The following is an 18241-nucleotide window of genomic DNA, read 5'->3' on the forward strand; positions in this document are numbered from 1 at the left end:
ATGGTGGGAAGGCTCCGCGCCTTCCCACCACGGGCATCGTCAGTTCACGGGTCCGCCTCAGCGGCTCACCGCGGTTTCCCGCTCGACCCGCGACAGTTTCTCGGGGTTGCGCACGATGTAGAGCCCGGTGATCTTGCCGTCGTCCATCCGCACGGCCACGACGTCGTCGATCTCCCCGTCGAGCCGGACGATCAGCGCGGGGGAGCCGTTCATCTGCACGGGTTCGACCGATACCTCGCCGCCGATCCGGGGAAGGCCTGCCGCCAGCAGACGGCCCACCTTGTCGGCCCCGACGATGGGTCGCAGCACGGCCTGCTTGACTCCGCCGCCGTCACCGAGGAGGACGACGTCCGGTGCGAGCTGGTCGAGCAGGCTCTGCAGGTCGCCCGTCTCGAGCGCCCGTTTGAACGCATCGAGCGCATCCCGGGACTCGGCAGGGGAGACGACGCCCCGCGGCCGGCGCGCCGCGACGTGGGTCCGCGCCCGGTGCGCGATCTGGCGGACGGCGTCCGTGCTCTTGTCGACGGCGGCGGCGATCTCCCCGTACTCCAGAGCGAACACCTCACGCAGCACGAACACCGCCCGCTCGGTGGGTGCGAGTGTCTCCAGCACCAGCATCATCGCCATCGACACGCTGTCGGCCAACTCGACGTCCTCGGCCACGTCGGGCGCGGTCAGCAAGGGCTCCGGTAGCCAGGGGCCGACGTAGGACTCCCTGCGCCTGCCGACCGTGCGCAGCCGGACCAGCGCCTGGCGGGTGGTGATCCGCACCAGGTACGCCCGCTGATTCCGCACCGTGCCCAGATCGACGCCCGCCCACCGCAGCCACGTCTCCTGCAGGATGTCCTCCGCGTCGGCGGCCGAGCCGAGCATCTCGTAGGCGACGGTGAACAGCAGATTGCGGTGGGCGACGAACGCCTCGGTGGCGGGATCGGAACGGGCATCCGTGCTCCCGCCGCGATCGTCAGGTGTGGTCTGCGACGTGCCGGCCATGGCTGGCTCCTCTTCGTTCTCGACGGTGTCACACACCAGACACCGGGCCCCGCCGTTCTGTGACAACCGGACGGGAGCGGCTGTCACGGAAATCGGGCGGCTTCCCCCGCGACGTCAGGCCCACTCGTAGGACATCTCGCCCGCGACCCCGAGGTGCTTGCACAGTTTGTGGATGCCACCGAAATCCTGGACCAGCGCGGATCGCCGGGTGTCGTGTTCGGCGTCGTCGATCATCGCCTGACCGCCGTCGAGGTCCAGGATGTCGACGATGGTGTGCCAGGTCGAGTAGTCGTTGCTGCTGAAAGCGGTCATCGCGTCGACCAGCCCGTCGAGGAAGAGCCGCCGGTCGCCGGGGTTCAGGGTGTCGTAGACGACGCCCGCGATGTCGTCGGCGATCGAGGCGTGACAGTACTCGTCGCGATTGTGCAGCCGGACCGTCGCCCGGTTGACCGGCTGGATGACGTCGTTCTCGGAGATCAGGTCGAGGTAGGAGCTGATCGAGATCTCCGCCACGGTCATGAAGGCGAACGTCGTGATCGCCCGCTGCCTCGGATCGGCGGCCTCGGTCGTCGCCGCGCGCTGGCGGCGCAACGTCAGGACGTCGGGCAGGGCGTTATTGGGCATCGCCCAACCGCGTTGACGGCGCGTGACCGCGCTCGCGTTCAGGTGCATGAGGGTGTGGTACTGCTCGTCCACCATCGCCTGGTGGACGGCCACGGCGAACGTGTCTCCGAGCCCGGTGTCGAGGGCGTCGTGCGCGACGAGGTCGAACCCGGGATTGACCACGTACTGCTCGATGTCCATGACGTTCTTGTTGAACGCGATCCAGGCCCACGCCCGCAGCTGGTTCCTTTGCTCCTCGCCCATGCGGAGGAACCGGTCGTGATCGGCGAAGGGCAGCAACTCGTTCGGGTAGTCCTGCTTGCCGAGGTCGAACAGCGCGTCGAGGTCCGGTTCCGGCTTCTTCACGGTCGCCCGCTGCCCCCAGTTGCGGGCGAGCCGCGTCACGACGGCACTCTCCACCGGATCGGACGGGTCGTACTCCGGGAGCGAGGGAATGTTCCGGGTCGTCATGACGTATCTCCGTTCCGCGGCTGTCGGTGAACGAGATCGGTGAAGAGGTCGGCGCACAGCCGGACGAGGGGTTCGTTCCGGTCGCCGAGGGGGGACGTCGCGCGGGACATGAGCGCGGCGAAATCGTCTTCCGAACCCTGCTCGACGGTGTCGGTGAGCGTGGCGAGCGCGGCGGCGAGCGCGCGGCGGGCCTCACCGGCGAAGGGATTGCCGGCCTGGATGTCGTGGTAGACCTCCGGGACGCCGCCGCCGACCCGTGCGAGGAGCGCGAGCGAGACGAGATGCGGAGGGGTGCCCACCGCGGTGAGTTCGGCGCCGTCGACACCGAGTTCCGCGAGAGCGAGGCCGAAAGCGAGGACGCCGGCGTGTGTCAGTGCCTGGGTCGCTGCCGTGAGCCGGTCGTGGTGTTCGGCGTCCAGGCGGACCACCGAGGATCCCCAGCCGGACAGTGCGGACAGGAACCATTCGACCCCGGCGCCGTCCCGGTAGGTCACGGCCGCGACGGGGCGGCCCTCCGGTCCGAGGGACGGCGCGAACATCGGGTTGATGCCCACCGCGCCGCCCCGCAGTGCGCTCTCCCGCAGGGCCGCATCGAATCGAGATTTCACGGACAGCGTGTCGACCAGCAGGGCCTGCTCGCGCAACTCCGCGACGACGAACGGAATCGACTCCAGCGCGACGCTTTCGGGTATCGCGAGGATCACCGCATCGGCGTTCTGCACCACCGCCCGCATTTCCGGTGTCGGGTCGGTGACGTCGCCCTTCATCTGATCCGAGTCGGACCGGTCGGTGAACCGGATATCAATGGTGCGCACCGTGTTTCCGTCGGCGCGGAGCCGGGTTGCGAGCATCCGGCCGACATCGCCCGAACCGCCGATCAGTGCGACGGTCCGGGTGGATGCGGCCGGGACGTTCACTGCCCGATCTCGTTCGGCCGGTCTGCCGTCACGGACAGCGCCCGCAACATGGTGGCGGCCTTGACCATTGCCTCGTCGAACTCTTCCTCCGGGTCCGACAGCGCAGTGATCGCACCGCCGATGCCGAATGTCACCTCGGTGTCCGTGGCAACGATCGTCCGGATGACGATGGACAGGTCGGCCGTCCCCGTCAGCGAGAAGTAGCCGATCGAACCGGAATACACACCGCGCGGCCCGGACTCGAGCCGGTCGATGATCTCCATCGTCCGGATCTTCGGGGCGCCCGTCATCGATCCGCCGGGGAAGGCGGCCCGGACACACTCGACGACGGAGGCGTCGGCGCTGAGGGTTCCGCGCACGGTCGACACGAGTTGATGGACGGCCGCGTACGTTTCGACGTCGAACAGCTTCGGAACGTGCACCGAGCCGGGAACGCACACCCGGGCCAGATCGTTCCGCGTCAGATCGACGATCATCAGGTTCTCGGCGCGATCCTTCTCGCTGTCGAGCAGATCCTGCCGCAGCGCCGCGTCCTTGGCGGGGGTGGCACCGCGCGGACGGGTCCCCTTGATGGGTTTGGACTCCACCACCCGGTCCGCGCCGATCCGCAGGAACCGTTCGGGGGAGGCGCTGAGAACGGACAGTCCGGCGAACTGGAGGTACGCGCTGTACGGAGTGGGGCTGATGGAGCGCAGCAGTTCGAACGTGTGCAGGGGATCGATCGACTGGTCCACCGTCGCCATGTTGGTCAGGCACACCTCGTAGGACTCGCCGGTCCGGATCTCGCCGAGCGACGTCGCGATGTGGTCGAGGTACTTGTCGTGGTCGTGCCGCAGGGCGAGTTCGGCGGATTCCGGTTTCCGGATCGGCGGCACCGCGGTCGGCGGCTGGTCCGGCTCGGCCAGCCGGTGCAGCGCCGCCTCCATCTCGTCGAGCCAGCGGCGCAACTCCGGATCGTCCTGGTGATCGCTCAGGCACAGCGCGTACGTGCGCTCGTTCGAATGGTCGATGACCACGGCGCGGTCCGCGAACACCAGCGCGGCGTCCGGGGTGGGCGACTTGTGTGCCGCCGTTCCGCCGGTCTCGGCCTTCAACTCGTAGCCGAGGTATCCCACGTAGCCGAGGCCGAACGGCACACCCGGGAGTCCGGGCACCGACCGTGCCTGCAGTTGCCGTTCGAGGTAGTCGAAGAACGGTGCGTGCACCTGTTCGACCGGTAACCCCTCGCGCGTGATCCGGACGATCGCTTCGCTGACGTCGTACGTGATGTATTCGGCGCGCGGACCGGAACAGTTGCCCATGATCGTGAAACGCGAAGTCGGTTCCGACGCCGACGTCCCGTCGAGCCAGAACGCGTTGGGTCCGGACGCGAACAGATCCTCGAACGTGGTGCGGGGGTCGACTTCGTGGTCGACCCGCACCTGCTGGACCACGTACGGCGCGTGGGGGATCGGGATTCTGAGCAGGGAACCGTGCGTGGGTGTCCCGGAATGCGTCTGCGTGAGGTCGCGGAAGTTCGCGAGCAGTTCGTGGCCGAAGGCGGTGCTGATCGATTCGGGATGGAACTGGACTCCCCACAGCGGGCGGGTGCGGTGCCGCACGCCCATCAGGAGTCCGTCGGCCGTCCAGGCGGTGGCCTCGAGGTCGCCGGGGAGGTCCTCGACGATCAGCGAGTGGTAGCGAACCGTCGGGAACGGCGACGGAATGCCGGCGAAGAGTTCGGAACCGTCGTGGTCGACGAGGGACACGCGGCCGTGCATCGGTTCGGGCGCGAGCACCACCTTGCCCCCGAACAGCTGGCACAGCCCCTGGTGGCCGAGGCACACGCCGAGCACGGGGAGTTCGGTTTCCCTGATGATGCGGGCACTGATCCCGAAGTCGCGTTTCCGGTCCGGCCGGCCGGGGCCGGGGGAGATGACGATGTTGTCGAAGTCGGACCAGGGGATCGAACCCCACTCCACGTCGTTGTGCACGACCGTCGGCGGTTCCCCGTTCACCTCGGCCAGCAGGGTGAACAGGTTGTAGGTGAAGGAGTCGTAATTGTCGACCAGCAGCGTCCGGGTACTCATCACGACTCGACATTCGCAGACGGCACGGAACTGTGGCGAACCTGGTGGTTGCCGGCGTGGCTGTGGCTGCCGTTGTGGTTGCCATTGTGGCGGGGAGCCTCGTCGACGGTCTCCGCGTTGATCACGAGGTCCTCGAGCCGGCACGTCTCGGCGATGAGGAGGTCGTAGAGCGAATCGAAGAACTCCGGGGAGAGGGAGTGGCTGTCGGCGTACTGGCGCGCCCGTTCGTGGACGATGTGGATCCGTCCCGGCTGCATCATGGCGATGTGCTCGCGGCGCTTCAGTTCGCCGATCCGCAGGCACACTTCCAACCGCTGCCGGACCGCCTCGAGCAGGGTCGCGTCGACGGCGTCGAGTTCCGCGCGCAGACTCTCGAGTGCGTGCTGCGCCGAGGCGTCAGAATGCTCTCCGGAATCGTCGCCGTTCCGCTGTTCTACGGAGAAGTACATAATCGCCCCACTCACTCGATCGGCAGTAGCTCTCTCATCCCGACTATCGTGTGTCGTTGGTGGTTCGTTTCCATGAGCCTTCCGGATGGCCGGGAGTGCCGTGGTCGATCGGCCGAAAACGAACCTGGTGGGTTATCACCCCCGGGAGTCTCGATCTCAGGTTGAGACTTTGATGGACGGTTGGCTAACGTAACCTGAAGTCTATTTCCGCACACTCAGGATACGAGGAATATGCGTATATCGTCGGCCACTAGGGCTCTGTTGTGCGTGCTGGCAGGCATCGTGATGCTGGGCAGTGCGGCACCGGCGGCAGCGGATCCCGTGGAAGCGGAACCCGCGCCCGTGGTCGATCCGTCCGCGCTTCCCGGGGCCAACGACTGGAGCTGTAAGCCGTCCGCGGCGCACCCCCGTCCCGTCGTGCTGGTGCACGGCACCTGGACCGGCATGGTGGGGACGTGGAAGGACCTCGCTCCGGAGCTCAGCGCGGACGGCTACTGCGTCTTCGCCCTCAACTACGGACAGGCGGCCGGTCTGACCAAGGGCAACATGATGCGCATGTTCGGCGGCGCCGACATCGAGGAGTCCGCTCGGCAGCTCGCCGGGTTCGTCGAGCTGGTCCGCACCGCCACCGGTGCTCCGCAGGTCGACATGATCGGGCATTCGCTCGGCGGCACGGTGTCCCGTCAGTACCTGCGGTTCGAAGGCGGTGCCGACCGGGCGAACCCCGCGCTGAACAAGGTGCACTCGCTCGTCACGCTCGGCGCCACCAACCACGGCACCAGCTTCGGGGACGTCCAGTCGCTCGGTGCGATCGCGCAGGCACTGGGTGTGCCGGTCACAACGCTCGCCGGTGTCGCGGTCGGGCCGTCCTACATCCAGCAGATGGTGGGCTCGCCCTTCCTGCAGCTCCTCAACGCGGCGGGCGACACCGACCCGGGCATCGACTACACGGTGGTCGCCAGTCGCAGCGACACCGTGTCCACCCCTCCCGAGAACACGTTCCTGACAGCCGGTCCCGGGGCCGCCGTGCACAACATCTGGCTCCAGGACGGCTGCGACACGAACACCGCGGACCACGGCCAGCTGACCACCGATCCGCGGGCCGTGTACATCATCCAGCGGGCACTGGACCCCGGTTACGGAGACCGCAACCCCGCACCGTGCTGACCCGGCACGGGTGATCGGCGGCGCCGGTCAGTCCCAGATGCCGACCTCGTCGAGATGTGCGACCAGTCGCTGGGCGCCGTCGATGAAGTGGGCCTTGTTCTCGGCGCCGACCACGTCGGCCTTCCCGTCGGCGAGCGCGGCGATGAGGCGCCGGTGGCTCTCGACCGCCGACTCGCCCCAGGCCGGATCGGACGAATAGAACTGCACCGGCGTGTACCGGGTGGCGCTGAGCAGGAACCACGACAGCTTGCTCGCGTCGGCGAGATGGTTGATGACCCGGTGGAAGGAGAACTCGAGATCCTCGATGCGGTCGGCCTCGCCGTCCTCGACGGCCCGCCGCAGCTTCTCATTGATCGCGGTCAGCTCCTCGACGACCTCCGGGGTGACGGACCGCGTCGCGCGGACCGCGAGTTCCTCGGCGATCTGGCCCTGTAGCCAGAAGAGGTCGTGAATGTCGTCCCGGCTGAGCGGGGCGACCACGTAGCCGCGGTGGGGAACCAGTTCGACGAGTCCCTCGCCGCGCAGGGTCAGGAGCGCCTCGCGGACGGGTGTGACGCTGACACCCAGGTCCGCCGCCGTCTCGTCGAGGCGGATGAAGTCACCCGGGCGAACGCCCCCGGACATGATCAGGTTGCGGACGTGCACGGCGACGTCGTCCGACAACTGGGGTCGGCGGCGCAGGGTGCGGCCCGCTGGGGATCGTGACACGGAGGGCGATGCCATGGAGAACTCCTTCGATGCGGCAAACCAGCATAAACCGCAGTGGATGTTTACAAGCCGTAGGTCTTGCCGATGATGTCGCGCTGAATCTCGTTGGTACCGCCGTAGATGCTCGAGACGATGGTGGCGCGGACGTGCTTCTCCATGTCGAACTCGGTGGCGTAGCCGTACCCGCCCATCATCTGCATGCCCTCGAGCGCGACCTTCTTCGCCGTCTCCGTGACCTTCAGCTTGGCCATCGACGCTTCGCGGGCCAGCATCTTGTCGGGGTTCGCGTCGACGTCCTTGGCGACGCTGTACACGAGCAGTTTGCAGCACTCGATCTCCGTCGCGAGATCGGCGATGCGGTGGCGTAGCGCCTGGAACGATCCGACGGGACGCCCGAACTGCTTGCGCTGGGTGACGAAATCGAGGGTGTCCGCGAACGCGCGCTGCGCGGTGCCGAGCATCATGGCGGCGAGGATCAGGCGTTCGAAGTTCAGTCCGGTCATCAGCTGGCGCCAGCCGTTGCCGACCTCGCCCACCACCGCGTCCTCGGGGAGGACGCAGTCGGTGAAGTAGAGGTCGTTGACCTCCTTGCCGCCCATCGTGTCGATGCCACTGATCTTCAGTCCCGCGGTATCCGCGGGGACGTGGAACATCGTGAGGCCTTCGTGTTTGCCGTCGCCGCGCCCGGTGCGGGCCACGAGCAGGATGTTGTCGGCGAAGTGCGCATTGGAGCACCACGTCTTCTGGCCGTTGATCACCCAGCCGTCGGCGGTCTTCTCCGCGCGGGTGCTGAGGTTGCCGACGTCGGAACCGGCCTCCGGCTCGGACATCGAGATGGACTGCGACCGGCCTGCCACGATGCCGCGCAGCACGACGTCCTTCTGTGCGTCGGTTCCGAACTTCGCGTACGCGCCGCCGGTGATCAGGGTGGGCCCGATTCCGCCGATGGGCGCCATGCCCTTGGCGGCTTCCTCGAGCAGGATGCACATGTCGACGTGGCTCGCGGCCGAGCCGTCGTACTCCTCGGGGATGGTGATGCCCAGCCAGCCCAGCTTCGCCATCTTCTCGTAGAGGTCCTGATTGTGGTTGTGCTCGCCGTGATTCGTCAGCCTGTCGCGTTGCTCGCGGGTGCCGCTCTCCCGCTTGCAGAAATCGGCGATCGCCGCCGCGAAGTCCTTCTGTTCACTGGTGAATTCGACGCTCATGTCCGGGGAGCTCCTCGTGGGTGATGCGGGCGGCGAACAGGCCGGCCGGGGGTGACTGTGTGGGGCTTGCCGCGATGGGGTTACCCGCATACTGTGATGTCCACTACATTACATCACATCACATATATTTGATGTGATCTCGAGGGAGGATATCGACCATGCCACAGCAGGCGGAGACGACCGAGACGACGGCAGGCGCTCAGCCCACGGCTCCGACGGGGCCGGCGGAGTCGGCGCCGAAGACGTTCGCGTCCCTGGACCCGCGCGACGGCACCGTCCTGGCCGAGTACCCGATCGAGGGGGAGCGGGAGGTGCGCGCCGCCGTCGACGCGGCCCGGTCGGCCGCGCAGTGGTGGAACGCCCTCGGCTTCGACGGCCGCAAACAATGGCTCCTGGACTGGAAGAAGTCGATGGCACGGGACGGCGAGCAACTCGCCGCACTCGTCGCCGCCGAGACCGGCAAGCCCTACGACGACGCGCTGCTCGAGGTGATGCTCGCCATCGAGCATCTCGACTGGGCGGCGAAGAACGCGGGCAAGGTCCTGAAGCGGCGCAAGGTGCCCTCCGGTCTGGTCAGCGCGAACCAGGCCAGCAGCGTCGGGTACGAGCCGATGGGTGTGGTCGGTGTGATCGGGCCGTGGAACTACCCCGTCTACACGCCGATGGGCTCCATCTCCTACGCGCTGGCAGCGGGCAACACCGTCGTCTTCAAACCCAGTGAACTGACCCCCGGGGTCGCGGTGTGGCTCGCCGACAAGTGGAAGGCACTCATTCCCAATCAGCCTGTCCTGCAGGTGGTCACCGGCGACGGGTCGACAGGTTCCGCCCTCGTCTCCGCCGGCGTCGACAAGATCGCCTTCACCGGGTCCGCCGCCACCGGCAAGCGCGTCATGGCTGCCTGCGCCGAAACGCTCACGCCGCTGGTCGTCGAGGCGGGAGGCAAGGACGCCATGCTCGTCGACGCCGACGCGAACCTGGACGAGGCGGCCGGGTTCGCCGTGTTCGGGGCGATGGGCAACGCCGGACAGACGTGCGCGGGCGTCGAGCGCATCTACGTCGTCGACTCCGTCTACGACGAGTTCGTCCGGCTGGTCGCCGAGAAATCGAAGGTCCTGCGCCCGGGGCCACGGGACGCGGCGTACGGCCCCATGACGATGACCAGCCAGTCCGACGTGGTGCGCAGCCACGTCCAGGACGCACTCGACAAGGGTGGATCCGCGGTGGTCGGCGGACTCGACTCCATCGCGGACGGGTACGTCGGGCCCATCGTGCTGACCGGCGTTCCCGAGGACAGCACCGCGATCCGCGAGGAGACGTTCGGCCCCACGGTGGTCGTCAACAAGGTCGCCAGCCTCGACGAGGCGGTCGCGTTGGCCAACGGCACCACGTTCGGTCTCGGCGCATCCATCTTCACCAAGGACGCGACGAAGGCGATGCAGGCTGCGGAAAAGCTCAGGGCCGGTGTCGTGACGATCGGTTCGGTGCTCGGGTTCGCCGGCGTGGCGGCGCTGCCGTTCGGCGGTGTCGGAGATTCGGGCTTCGGCCGCATCCACGGCGCGGACGGTCTGCGTGAATTCAGCCGGGTCAAATCCATCGCCCGGCAGAAGTTCGCGGCTCCGCTGAACCTGCTCACCATGCAGCGCAAGTCGCGGGACATGAAGATTTCCGCCTGGATGTTGAAGAACCGACACGGACGCTGATCGCGGGAGGGCATCCACATGCTGACGAAGACCATGCGCACCGGCACCGGTGCGCCGGGCGGGGTTCCACGGGGCAGGCACGGCTGGCAGCGCCGGATCGAGGAACTCGACCCGGTCAGGGACCACGAGGAGATCCACCGCATCACGGCAGGCTTCGAGTTTCCGTGGGACTACCAGCGGTCCCTCGAGTTCGCACTGTTCCGAACGTATTGCGTCCCCACGATTTCGGAACTGCTGCAGCGCACCGGCGAGTTCGAGAAGCGACCGCAGAAGCGATACGACGACACCGCGTTGCTGATGGCCGAACTCGTCGAACACGGCTACGACTCCGAACGCGGCATCGAATCACTGCGCGTCGTGAACCGCATGCACGGCAAGTACGAGATCGACAACGACGACATGCTGTACGTGCTGACCACCTTCATCTACGAGCCGATCGACTGGATCGACCGGTTCGGGTGGCGGCGGCTCACCCCGAACGAGCGTCTTGCATGCTTCCACTTCTACCGTCAGGTGGGGGTTCGCATGGGGATCAGGAACATCCCCGAGACCTTCGAGGACTTCTACCGGTTCAAGGCCGAGTACGAACGGACACACTTCCGGTACACCGACGACAACCATCGGGTCGGCACCTACACGCTGACGCTGTTCTGCTCCTGGTTTCCGGCGGCACTCCGGCCGCTCGTCGCGCAGGGTGTCTACGCCCTCCTCGACCCGATGATGCTGGCGGCGTTCGGATTTCCCGCAGCCCCGCACTGGCTGCAGAACGCGTCCCGACGTGCGCTGCGGATCCGGGCGCGGTTCGTGCGCCTCCTGCCACCGCGCCGCGAATCGAAGGCCGCACGCGATCCGCGCAACCGGACCTACCCCGGATACCCGGTGGGCTACCGCCCCCGTGACCTCGGCGCGGACAACGACAAGCAACGAGGAGCCCGCCGGCGGGCAGCATGAGAACTGTGTCCCTGGGCGATTCGCCCAGGGGCACATGCTCAGTGACCCAGCAGCACGGCCGTCATCAGGGTGTGGAGCCGGGCACGCGACTCCTCGCGGGTGTCGAAGTGGACCAGTCGGCCGATGTCGAGAACCAGCCCCAGCGCCGCGTGCACCAGAAACCGTGCCTCCGGCGCCGAGAGTTCGGACCGCACGGCGGTCACCAGGTGGACCCATTCCTCGACGTGCAGGCGCTGCACGTTGCGGAGATTGGTGCGCTCGTTCTTCGGGAGGTTCCCGATCTCCGCGAAGTAGACCGACAGCACTTCCGGGTTCCCGAACGAGAGTTCCAGGTACGACTCGGCGAGTTTGCGGAGCGCATCTTCGGGGCCGGTGGCGGCCGACAAGGCCGCCGAGGTGGCTACGGCCAGCCGGTCGGACGCGCGGTAGAACACCGCTGCGAGAAGATCTGCCTTGCTGGGGAAGTGGCGGTACACGCTCGACGCGTTGATGCCGGCCGCGGCGCCGATCTCTTCGATGCTCGAGTCGTGGTAGCCGTGCCGGTCGAAGATCTTGACGGCCTCGTTGATGAGCAATTCACGCTTGGACGTCACGGCCAGGCCGCGCACCGCACCTGCGCCTGCGTTCTCTCCTTCGGTCGGGACGGCGGGAGGCAGTGTCGCGCGCAGGATCGATTCACAGGCAGACTTCAGAAGCGCGTCGAGTCGGCGCGTCGCGAGGGTGGTGCGATGTGCGCTGATGCTCGCCATCACGCTCAGTGTCGACGCCCCCAGCGTCGTCGCGTCGACGGCGGTGAGTTCGGGGCGAATCTCGCGCAGCGGCGCGGCCACGCACTGCGTGACGTGCACGAAGACGTCGCGGATGCGGGTGCGATCGTCGGCCTCGAGGTACCGGCCCTCCCAGCGGTAGAGCCCGGCGACCTTGCGGTTCTCGATGCTGATTGCGACGAGCGCGGAGATCAGATGGTCGAGTCGGTCCCCGGGCTCGAGGTCGGCGACGCCGCCCCGTGCGCCGTCCGCGGTTGCCTGGAGCGCGTCGGCCGTCGTCGTCGCCGCGTGGACGAACAGCGCGTACTTGTTGGGATAGTGCCGGTACAGGGCGGGACCGGAAATGCCGATGGTGGCAGCGATCTCGTCGACACCGACCGCATGGTAGCCGCGCTCGCTGAAGGCTTCGGCTGCGACGTTCGCGATCTGGGCCTTGCGATTCTTGGGGCGGCGGCGGATCGGCCGGTCGGTCGCGGCACCGGCCGCCGTGCTGGTCCGGGCCACGGTCACCTCCAGTAGTGGGCAGTCGTCTGCCAATTCCTCTGCCGGTCATCTTAACCGAGACTCCCGCACCGACGAGCCTCGGATGGTCACCCTGCGCTGGAGTGTTCGCCCGGCGTCTCGATGAATCGCCAGTAAGACAGTACGAAAAGTGTTCCGAGAGGTATTGACACGTACCGAACGACACTAATAAGTTAACAACAATTCGCGTGCGACGATGGCTTCTTCCGTCGCCCGCCTTCCCCCGGCCTCGCAGGTCGATTCCCTCGGAGGTAGCTGGCGTCATGAGTGCACCACGGCAACTGTCGACCGTCCCCGCCGTCGCAGCCGACGGTCTCCGGGTGGTCGTGGACGGCGGGATCCTCCGGATCACGATCGATCGGCCCGACCGGATGAATGCACTCGATCTGGCACACATGACCGCACTCGGCGACGTGCTCGAAGGCGCGCCGGCGGATCCTGCCGTCCGCGTCGTCGTCCTCTCGGGTGCGGGCGCGGCATTCTGCACCGGCGCGGATCTCGCGGCGGCGGCCGCAGCGGGCGGCCGGGAGGCGCCGCCGGAGCGCGCTGATCGCCGCCTCGATCGGCAGGGCCAGGGCCAGGGCCATCGCGCTGACCAAGCAGGCTCTCACGGCGACCACGCTGACGGAACTGGACCCGGCGCTGGGCCGCGAAAGGCCGGCCAGACCGAATTGCTCCAGTCGCCGGACTTCGCCGAGGGGGTCACCGCCATGCTCACGAAACGTGCTCCGAACTTCGGCAGCTGATGCGAATTGTGGTTAACAAGACCGTTTCGATAGACGTCGACATCTGTAATACTCGTCACAGCCTCCGTGTGGGGCCCGAGGGGCGAACTCGAGTACAGCGAAGGGACCACCACCACATGTCATCACGTAGCGAGACGCTCACGCAGCCACTGCAATCCCGCCGCAACCACTGGAACAACTGGGTTGCCACCCACGCCCGGACGAAGCCCGGCCATCCCGCGTTCCGCCATCTCGGGCAGAGCACGTCCTGGCGCGAACTGCACGAGCGTTCGCAGGCCCTCGCGGCGGCGCTGTCCCGGCGCGGGGTGAACTTCGGCGACCGCGTCCTGCTGCTCACGCTCAACCGCACCGAATTCTTCGAGGCGGTGCTCGCGATCAACGCGCTGGGCGCGATCGCGGTCCCGGTCAACTTCCGGCTGACACCGCCCGAGGTCGCCTTCATCGCACGGGACTCGGGCGCACGAGCCGTCGTCACCGAGCCCGCGCTCGCGCCTCTCGTTTCCGCTGTGCGGCAAGATGTTCCCGATCTCGGCCTCGCGATCGTCATGGGCGCGGAGACCGAGGGCGACGTTCTCGGTTACGAGGACCTCGTCGCGGAAGACGGTCCCGCCTTCGCCCCCGTCGACCTGCCGGAGGACACGCCGTCGCTCATCCTCTACACCTCCGGCACGACCGGAACACCCAAGGGTGCGGTGCTGTCGCACTCGAACATGGTCGGGCAGTCCATCACCTGCATCCGGGCGATGCGCTACGACAGGGGCGACGACGTCGGGTTCCTCGCGTCCCCGGTGTTCCACGTCGCCGCCCTCGGTTCGGTGGCCCCGATGCTGATGCTCGGCGCCACGACCGTGATCCACCCCCTCAAGGCGTTCGACCCTACCGAGATGCTCGACGTGTGGGAGCGCGAGCGCATCACCACGGTGTTCCTCGTTCCGGTGCAGTGGCAGGCCGTTTGCGCCGACCCCACTGCCGCGGGCCGCGACCTCGCCCTCCGCGTCATCAGCTGGGGTGCCGCACCCGCATCGGACACCGTCCTGCGCGCCATGGCGGAGACTTTCCCGAAGGCTCTCGTCGTGGCGGTGTTCGGGCAGACCGAGATGTCCCCGATCACGTGCGTGCTCGACGGCGACGACGCGATCCGCAAGCTGGGCTCGGTGGGCAAGCCCGTCCCGACCATCCAGACGCGGATCGTCGACGACGAGATGAACGACGTCGCCCCCGGCACCGTGGGCGAGATCGTGTACCGCGGCCCGACCATGATGCAGGGCTACTGGCAGAACCCGGCCGCGACGGCGGACGCGTTCGCCGGCGGGTGGTTCCACTCGGGCGACCTGGTGCGGCAGGACGAGGAAGGCTTCGTCTACGTGGTGGATCGCAAGAAGGACATGATTATCTCCGGCGGCGAGAACATCTACTGCGCCGAGGTGGAGAACGTCCTGTTCGGGCATCCGAGGATCCGGGAGGCCGCCGTGGTCGGCAGGCCCCACCCCAAGTGGACCGAGGTGCCCGTGGCGATCGTGGCGCTCGACGACGACGGCGACGATCTGACGGTCGACGAACTCGCCGCGTGGCTCGAAGACAAACTGGCCCGTTACAAGCATCCGAAAGACGTCGTCGTCGTCGACGCCCTCCCCCGGAATGCCAGCGGCAAGGTCGTCAAGGGTGAGCTTCGAAACGCCCACGGCGCACACGACGTCGCGGTCGTCTGACCCCGATTCCCATACTGCTCGACGCCGGTCACCGATCGCAGGTGACCGGCACCGGGGGAGGACCGCGTGACATTCCAGCTGCCACCCGCCAAAGGGCCCGTCAGCCATTTCGCCAACGAAGTCGGTGCGCTCATCGGGTTCTCGATCGCGACCACGGTGGCCGCCGTCCGAGTTCTGGTGCGGCGCAAACTGGCCTGGCGGGAACTGCTGGACCAGGCCTGGCGGATCGCCTCGGTCACGTCGGCGCCGGCCCTGCTGCTGATGATCCCCATCGGAGTCCTCATCGCCGTCACGATCGGCAGCCTCGCCGGTCAGCTCGGCGCCGAGGGGTACACGGGGGCGGTCGTCGGGTTCGTGATCGTCGGGCAGGCGTCCGCGCTGGTCTGTGCGCTGATGCTGGCCGGGGTGGGCGGGTCCGCGATCTGCGCGGACCTCGGCTCGCGCACGATCCGCGAAGAGGTCGAGGCCATGGAGGTCCTCGGACTCGATGTGATCGAGCGGCTCGTGGTTCCGCGGGTGCTCGCCGCGGTGCTGGTCGGTGTCGCACTCTGCGCCATGGTCACCGCCGTCGGAGTGTCGGCGTGCTTCCTTTTCCAGGTGGTCGTCCAGAACAGTTCGGCGGGAAGTTTTCTCGCGGCACTGTCCCAGTACACGCGGCTGTCGGATTTCGTGGTCGCCCTCGTCAAGTCGATGGCGTTCGCGGTGACGTCGGCGCTCGTCGCCAGCTTCAAAGGGCTGCACGCCAAAGGCGGACCCAGCGGTGTCGCCGACGCCGTGAACGAGGCCGTCGTGCTCGCCTTCATCCTCGTGTTCATCGTCAACACCGTGCTCAGTCAGCTCTATTCCGTTCTCGTCGTCCCCGTAGGTGGTTACTGATGGTCGTGAGTATCCGATCGCCCGCAGCACACTGGGTGCGGTCCAGGGTCCGGCAGCCCCTCGAACTGATGACGGGACTGGGCCGGGAATTCACGTTCTACGGCAGCGTGATCGCAGGCGTCCCCCTCGCGGTCGTAAAGTACTGGCGGCACATCATGCGGCAGATCGGCGACATCAGTTTCGGTGGTGCGACCCTGCTCGCCGGCGGCGGAGCGATCGGAGTCGTCTTCGCGATGTCCGCGGTCGCGGCGACGCAGGTGGGCATCGAGGGGTTGCGCGGACTGGACCTGCTCGGAATGGGGTCGCTGTCCGGGCTCCTGTCCGCGATCCTCAACACCCGCGAACTCGCGCCCGTCATCGCCAGCATCGCGCTCGCCGCGAAGGTCGGGACGGGGTTCACCGCACAGCTCGGCGCGATGCGCATCTCGGAGGAGATCAGCGCGCTGGACGCGATGGCGATCCCGTCGCTGCCGTTCCTCGCGAGCACCAGGCTGGTCTCGTGCCTGGTCTGTGTGGTGCCGCTGTACGTCGTCGGGCTGCTGTCGTCCTATTTGGCTTCGCGACTGGTGATCGTCACGTTCAGCGGGCAGTCGGCCGGAACCTATGACTACTACTTCCACCTCATGCTCACGCCCACCGACGTCGCGTACTCGTTCGTGAAGGCGATCGTGTTCGCGACGATCATCGCGCTCGTGCACTGCTCGTACGGGTATCACGCCTACGGCGGGCCCGAGGGCGTCGGCCGGGCGGCCGGGCGCGCGCTGCGTACCAGCATCCTCGCCATCGGCATCGTCGACCTGCTGCTGACGCTCACCCTGTGGGGTCTCGTCCCCTCCGCCCCCGCTCTGGGGTTGCCGTGATGCGCGGTCGCCCGGGAGGTCCGGGCAACGGTGCCCTCGCGGTGCGGGGTGTGATCGGAGTGGCGGTCCTGGCCGTCGGATCGGCGCTGCTGGTCGGTTTCGGCACCGGTGCGATCGTCACCGACCCCGTGGTGACGGCGACGCTTCCGGCGGACGCCGGTGCGGTGAAGGCGCACACCACGGTGTCCTACAAGGGCGCAACCGTCGGCACCGTGTCGAGCGTCGACCCCGGACAGGACGAGACGGGCATGGACATCAGTCTCCGCCCCGAACAGATGCAGCACATCCCGGCGTCCGTCCAGGTGCGGGTGGTGCCCCGCACGTTGTTCGGCGACCAGACCGTCGAGCTGGTGTCCACCGCGGGAACCGGCGGTGCGCGGCTCGAGGCCGGTGCCCGGCTGCAACCTGACACGTCGGCCGAGACCGTCCAGATGTACGACCTGTACTCGAAGGTCTATGACCTGGTGTCCCGGGTGAAGCCCGAGCAGATGCAGGCCGCGCTCAGCGCCGTCGCCGACGCATTGCGCGGGCGCGGCGAACAATTGGGGCACACCATCGACAGCCTCCACACGGTGGCGCAGTCGACCGCGCCTCTCGTCGACTCCCTCGCGGAGCGCGCGCCGCAGATCGCACGGATCAGCGAACAGCTGGCGACGGCCGCACCCGACGTCCTCGCAAGCATGGACGCGGCGGTGTCGCTGTCGAACACCCTCGTCGAGAACACCGGCAGCTTCACCGGTTTCCTCGCCGCCTCCCTCGTCGTGACGAGGAACTCCGGCGACGTCCTGGAGCAGAACGCGGACAACATGATCGCGGTGGCACTGAATGTCTCACCGACCCTGGGCACCATGGCCGGCAAGTCCGACCTGCTGCGGGCGACGCTGGACGAGGCGGGTCCGCTCGGTGACGCCGGCGCCGCCGTCTTCTCCACCGGTACGTTCGCGGTGCGGGTCGCCGCCGACCTGTCGAACCCGCGGCCCTACAGCTCGTCCGACTGCCCGCGGTACCCCGGCCTGAACGGACCGAACTGCGGGGGCGGTGGCGGAGGATGAGCGTCCGGAACTCGGCAATCAAACTGGCGGTCTTCGCCGTCTTCGGAATTCTCTCCGCGGTCCTCGTGGTGAACACACTGCGGGTGCCGGTGGAGGGACCGACCGTCGCGTACAAGGCGTTGTTCACCGACGCCCAGGGGGTGACTGCCGGCAGCGACGTCACCATCGCCGGTGTGCGGGTGGGACGGGTGGCTTCGGTCGACATCGTCGACGGCGACGCCGGAAGCGCCACCGCCCTGGTAAATTTCGAGGTGCAGCGCGATCAGACTCTGCCTTCCGGCACGACAGTCGCGATCCGATACGGCGACCTGCTAGGGATCCGGTATCTCGATCTCGCGGCCGGTTCGTCGGGCGAGGAGGGCACCCTCGCGGAGGGCGACACGATTCCGCTCGACCGGACGTCGCCCGCACTCGATCTCACGAGTCTCTTCAACGGATTCAAGCCGCTGTTCGACGCGATCGACCCGAAGCAGGTC

Annotated in this window: 16 protein-coding genes and 1 pseudogene; 9 read left to right on the plus strand and 8 right to left on the minus strand. The window is 67.6% G+C overall.

Translation table 11 applies throughout. The annotated features are described in order from the left end of the window. Window positions 1–57 precede the first annotated feature (57 nt). The 5 genes from AC1DWT_RS19295 to AC1DWT_RS19315 all read right to left on the minus strand — a co-directional run bounded on the left by AC1DWT_RS19295 (window position 58) and on the right by AC1DWT_RS19315 (window position 5502). Window positions 58–993 (minus strand): RNA polymerase sigma-70 factor, encoded by a 936-nt coding sequence (locus AC1DWT_RS19295; protein ID WP_072945650.1) that lies wholly within the window; start codon window positions 991–993, stop codon window positions 58–60. 114 nt (window positions 994–1107) lie between these two features. Next, window positions 1108–2067: an AurF N-oxygenase family protein gene (locus AC1DWT_RS19300; RefSeq protein ID WP_477921832.1), complete on the minus strand. Its 960-nt coding sequence runs from the start codon at window positions 2065–2067 to the stop codon at window positions 1108–1110. Next, entirely contained in the window at window positions 2064–2984 is a 921-nt protein-coding gene (locus tag AC1DWT_RS19305; RefSeq protein WP_477921834.1) for a prephenate dehydrogenase/arogenate dehydrogenase family protein, read from the minus strand. The genes AC1DWT_RS19300 and AC1DWT_RS19305 overlap by 4 nt, the downstream gene beginning before the upstream one ends. Beyond that, window positions 2981–5053, minus strand: coding sequence for an aminodeoxychorismate synthase component I (gene pabB / locus AC1DWT_RS19310; protein WP_072945658.1), 2073 nt, complete (start codon window positions 5051–5053; stop codon window positions 2981–2983). Before pabB ends, AC1DWT_RS19305 begins: the two co-directional genes overlap by 4 nt. After that, complete coding sequence (locus tag AC1DWT_RS19315) at window positions 5053–5502, minus strand: chorismate mutase family protein (protein WP_095860938.1); 450 nt, start codon at window positions 5500–5502, stop codon at window positions 5053–5055. Before AC1DWT_RS19315 ends, pabB begins: the two co-directional genes overlap by 1 nt. Window positions 5503–5733: 231 nt before the next feature. Between AC1DWT_RS19315 and AC1DWT_RS19320 the strand changes: the two genes are divergently transcribed. Next, complete coding sequence (locus tag AC1DWT_RS19320) at window positions 5734–6669, plus strand: esterase/lipase family protein (protein ID WP_072945663.1); 936 nt, start codon at window positions 5734–5736, stop codon at window positions 6667–6669. A gap of 27 nt (window positions 6670–6696) precedes the next feature. On the opposite strand, the gene AC1DWT_RS19325 is transcribed toward AC1DWT_RS19320, so the two are convergent. Both AC1DWT_RS19325 and AC1DWT_RS19330 read right to left on the minus strand, forming a co-directional pair. Next, on the minus strand, window positions 6697–7392 hold the full coding sequence (locus tag AC1DWT_RS19325) for a GntR family transcriptional regulator (RefSeq protein WP_072945665.1): 696 nt from the start codon (window positions 7390–7392) through the stop codon (window positions 6697–6699). A 47-nt stretch (window positions 7393–7439) separates the two neighbouring features. Then, window positions 7440–8582 carry an acyl-CoA dehydrogenase family protein gene (locus tag AC1DWT_RS19330; protein ID WP_095860937.1) on the minus strand — a complete coding sequence of 381 codons (1143 nt, stop codon included), beginning with the start codon at window positions 8580–8582 and terminating at the stop codon, window positions 7440–7442. A gap of 158 nt (window positions 8583–8740) precedes the next feature. On the opposite strand from AC1DWT_RS19330, the gene AC1DWT_RS19335 reads away from it, so the two are divergent. Continuing rightward, window positions 8741–10282 carry an aldehyde dehydrogenase family protein gene (locus AC1DWT_RS19335; RefSeq protein ID WP_095860936.1) on the plus strand — a complete coding sequence of 514 codons (1542 nt, stop codon included), beginning with the start codon at window positions 8741–8743 and terminating at the stop codon, window positions 10280–10282. A gap of 18 nt (window positions 10283–10300) precedes the next feature. After that, entirely contained in the window at window positions 10301–11233 is a 933-nt protein-coding gene (locus tag AC1DWT_RS19340) for an oxygenase MpaB family protein (protein WP_477921839.1), read from the plus strand. Window positions 11234–11271: 38 nt separating this feature from the next. Here the strand turns inward: AC1DWT_RS19340 and AC1DWT_RS19345 are convergent, their stop codons facing one another. After that, window positions 11272–12510: a TetR/AcrR family transcriptional regulator gene (locus AC1DWT_RS19345; protein ID WP_072945672.1), complete on the minus strand. Its 1239-nt coding sequence runs from the start codon at window positions 12508–12510 to the stop codon at window positions 11272–11274. A gap of 275 nt (window positions 12511–12785) precedes the next feature. On the opposite strand from AC1DWT_RS19345, the pseudogene AC1DWT_RS19350 reads away from it, so the two are divergent. From AC1DWT_RS19350 to AC1DWT_RS19375, 6 genes and pseudogenes are all read left to right on the plus strand, one after another. Further along, window positions 12786–13268 (plus strand): annotated as a pseudogene (locus AC1DWT_RS19350) (enoyl-CoA hydratase-related protein). A 116-nt stretch (window positions 13269–13384) separates the two neighbouring features. Next, on the plus strand, window positions 13385–14977 hold the full coding sequence (gene fadD5, locus AC1DWT_RS19355; RefSeq protein ID WP_477921840.1) for a fatty-acid--CoA ligase FadD5: 1593 nt from the start codon (window positions 13385–13387) through the stop codon (window positions 14975–14977). A gap of 66 nt (window positions 14978–15043) precedes the next feature. Continuing rightward, entirely contained in the window at window positions 15044–15853 is an 810-nt protein-coding gene (locus AC1DWT_RS19360; protein ID WP_072945674.1) for an MlaE family ABC transporter permease, read from the plus strand. Then, a complete protein-coding gene (locus tag AC1DWT_RS19365) occupies window positions 15853–16713 on the plus strand; it encodes an MlaE family ABC transporter permease (RefSeq protein WP_477921841.1) in 861 nt (286 codons plus the stop codon). The genes AC1DWT_RS19360 and AC1DWT_RS19365 overlap by 1 nt, the downstream gene beginning before the upstream one ends. Then, a complete protein-coding gene (locus AC1DWT_RS19370; RefSeq protein WP_477921842.1) occupies window positions 16713–17765 on the plus strand; it encodes an MCE family protein in 1053 nt (350 codons plus the stop codon). The genes AC1DWT_RS19365 and AC1DWT_RS19370 overlap by 1 nt, the downstream gene beginning before the upstream one ends. Further along, window positions 17762–18241 (plus strand): MlaD family protein (locus AC1DWT_RS19375; protein WP_477921844.1); only part of this gene is annotated, 480 nt, incomplete at its 3' end. The genes AC1DWT_RS19370 and AC1DWT_RS19375, both read left to right, overlap by 4 nt.

It is taken from the genome of Rhodococcus sp. P4_B6 (genome assembly GCF_056402215.1).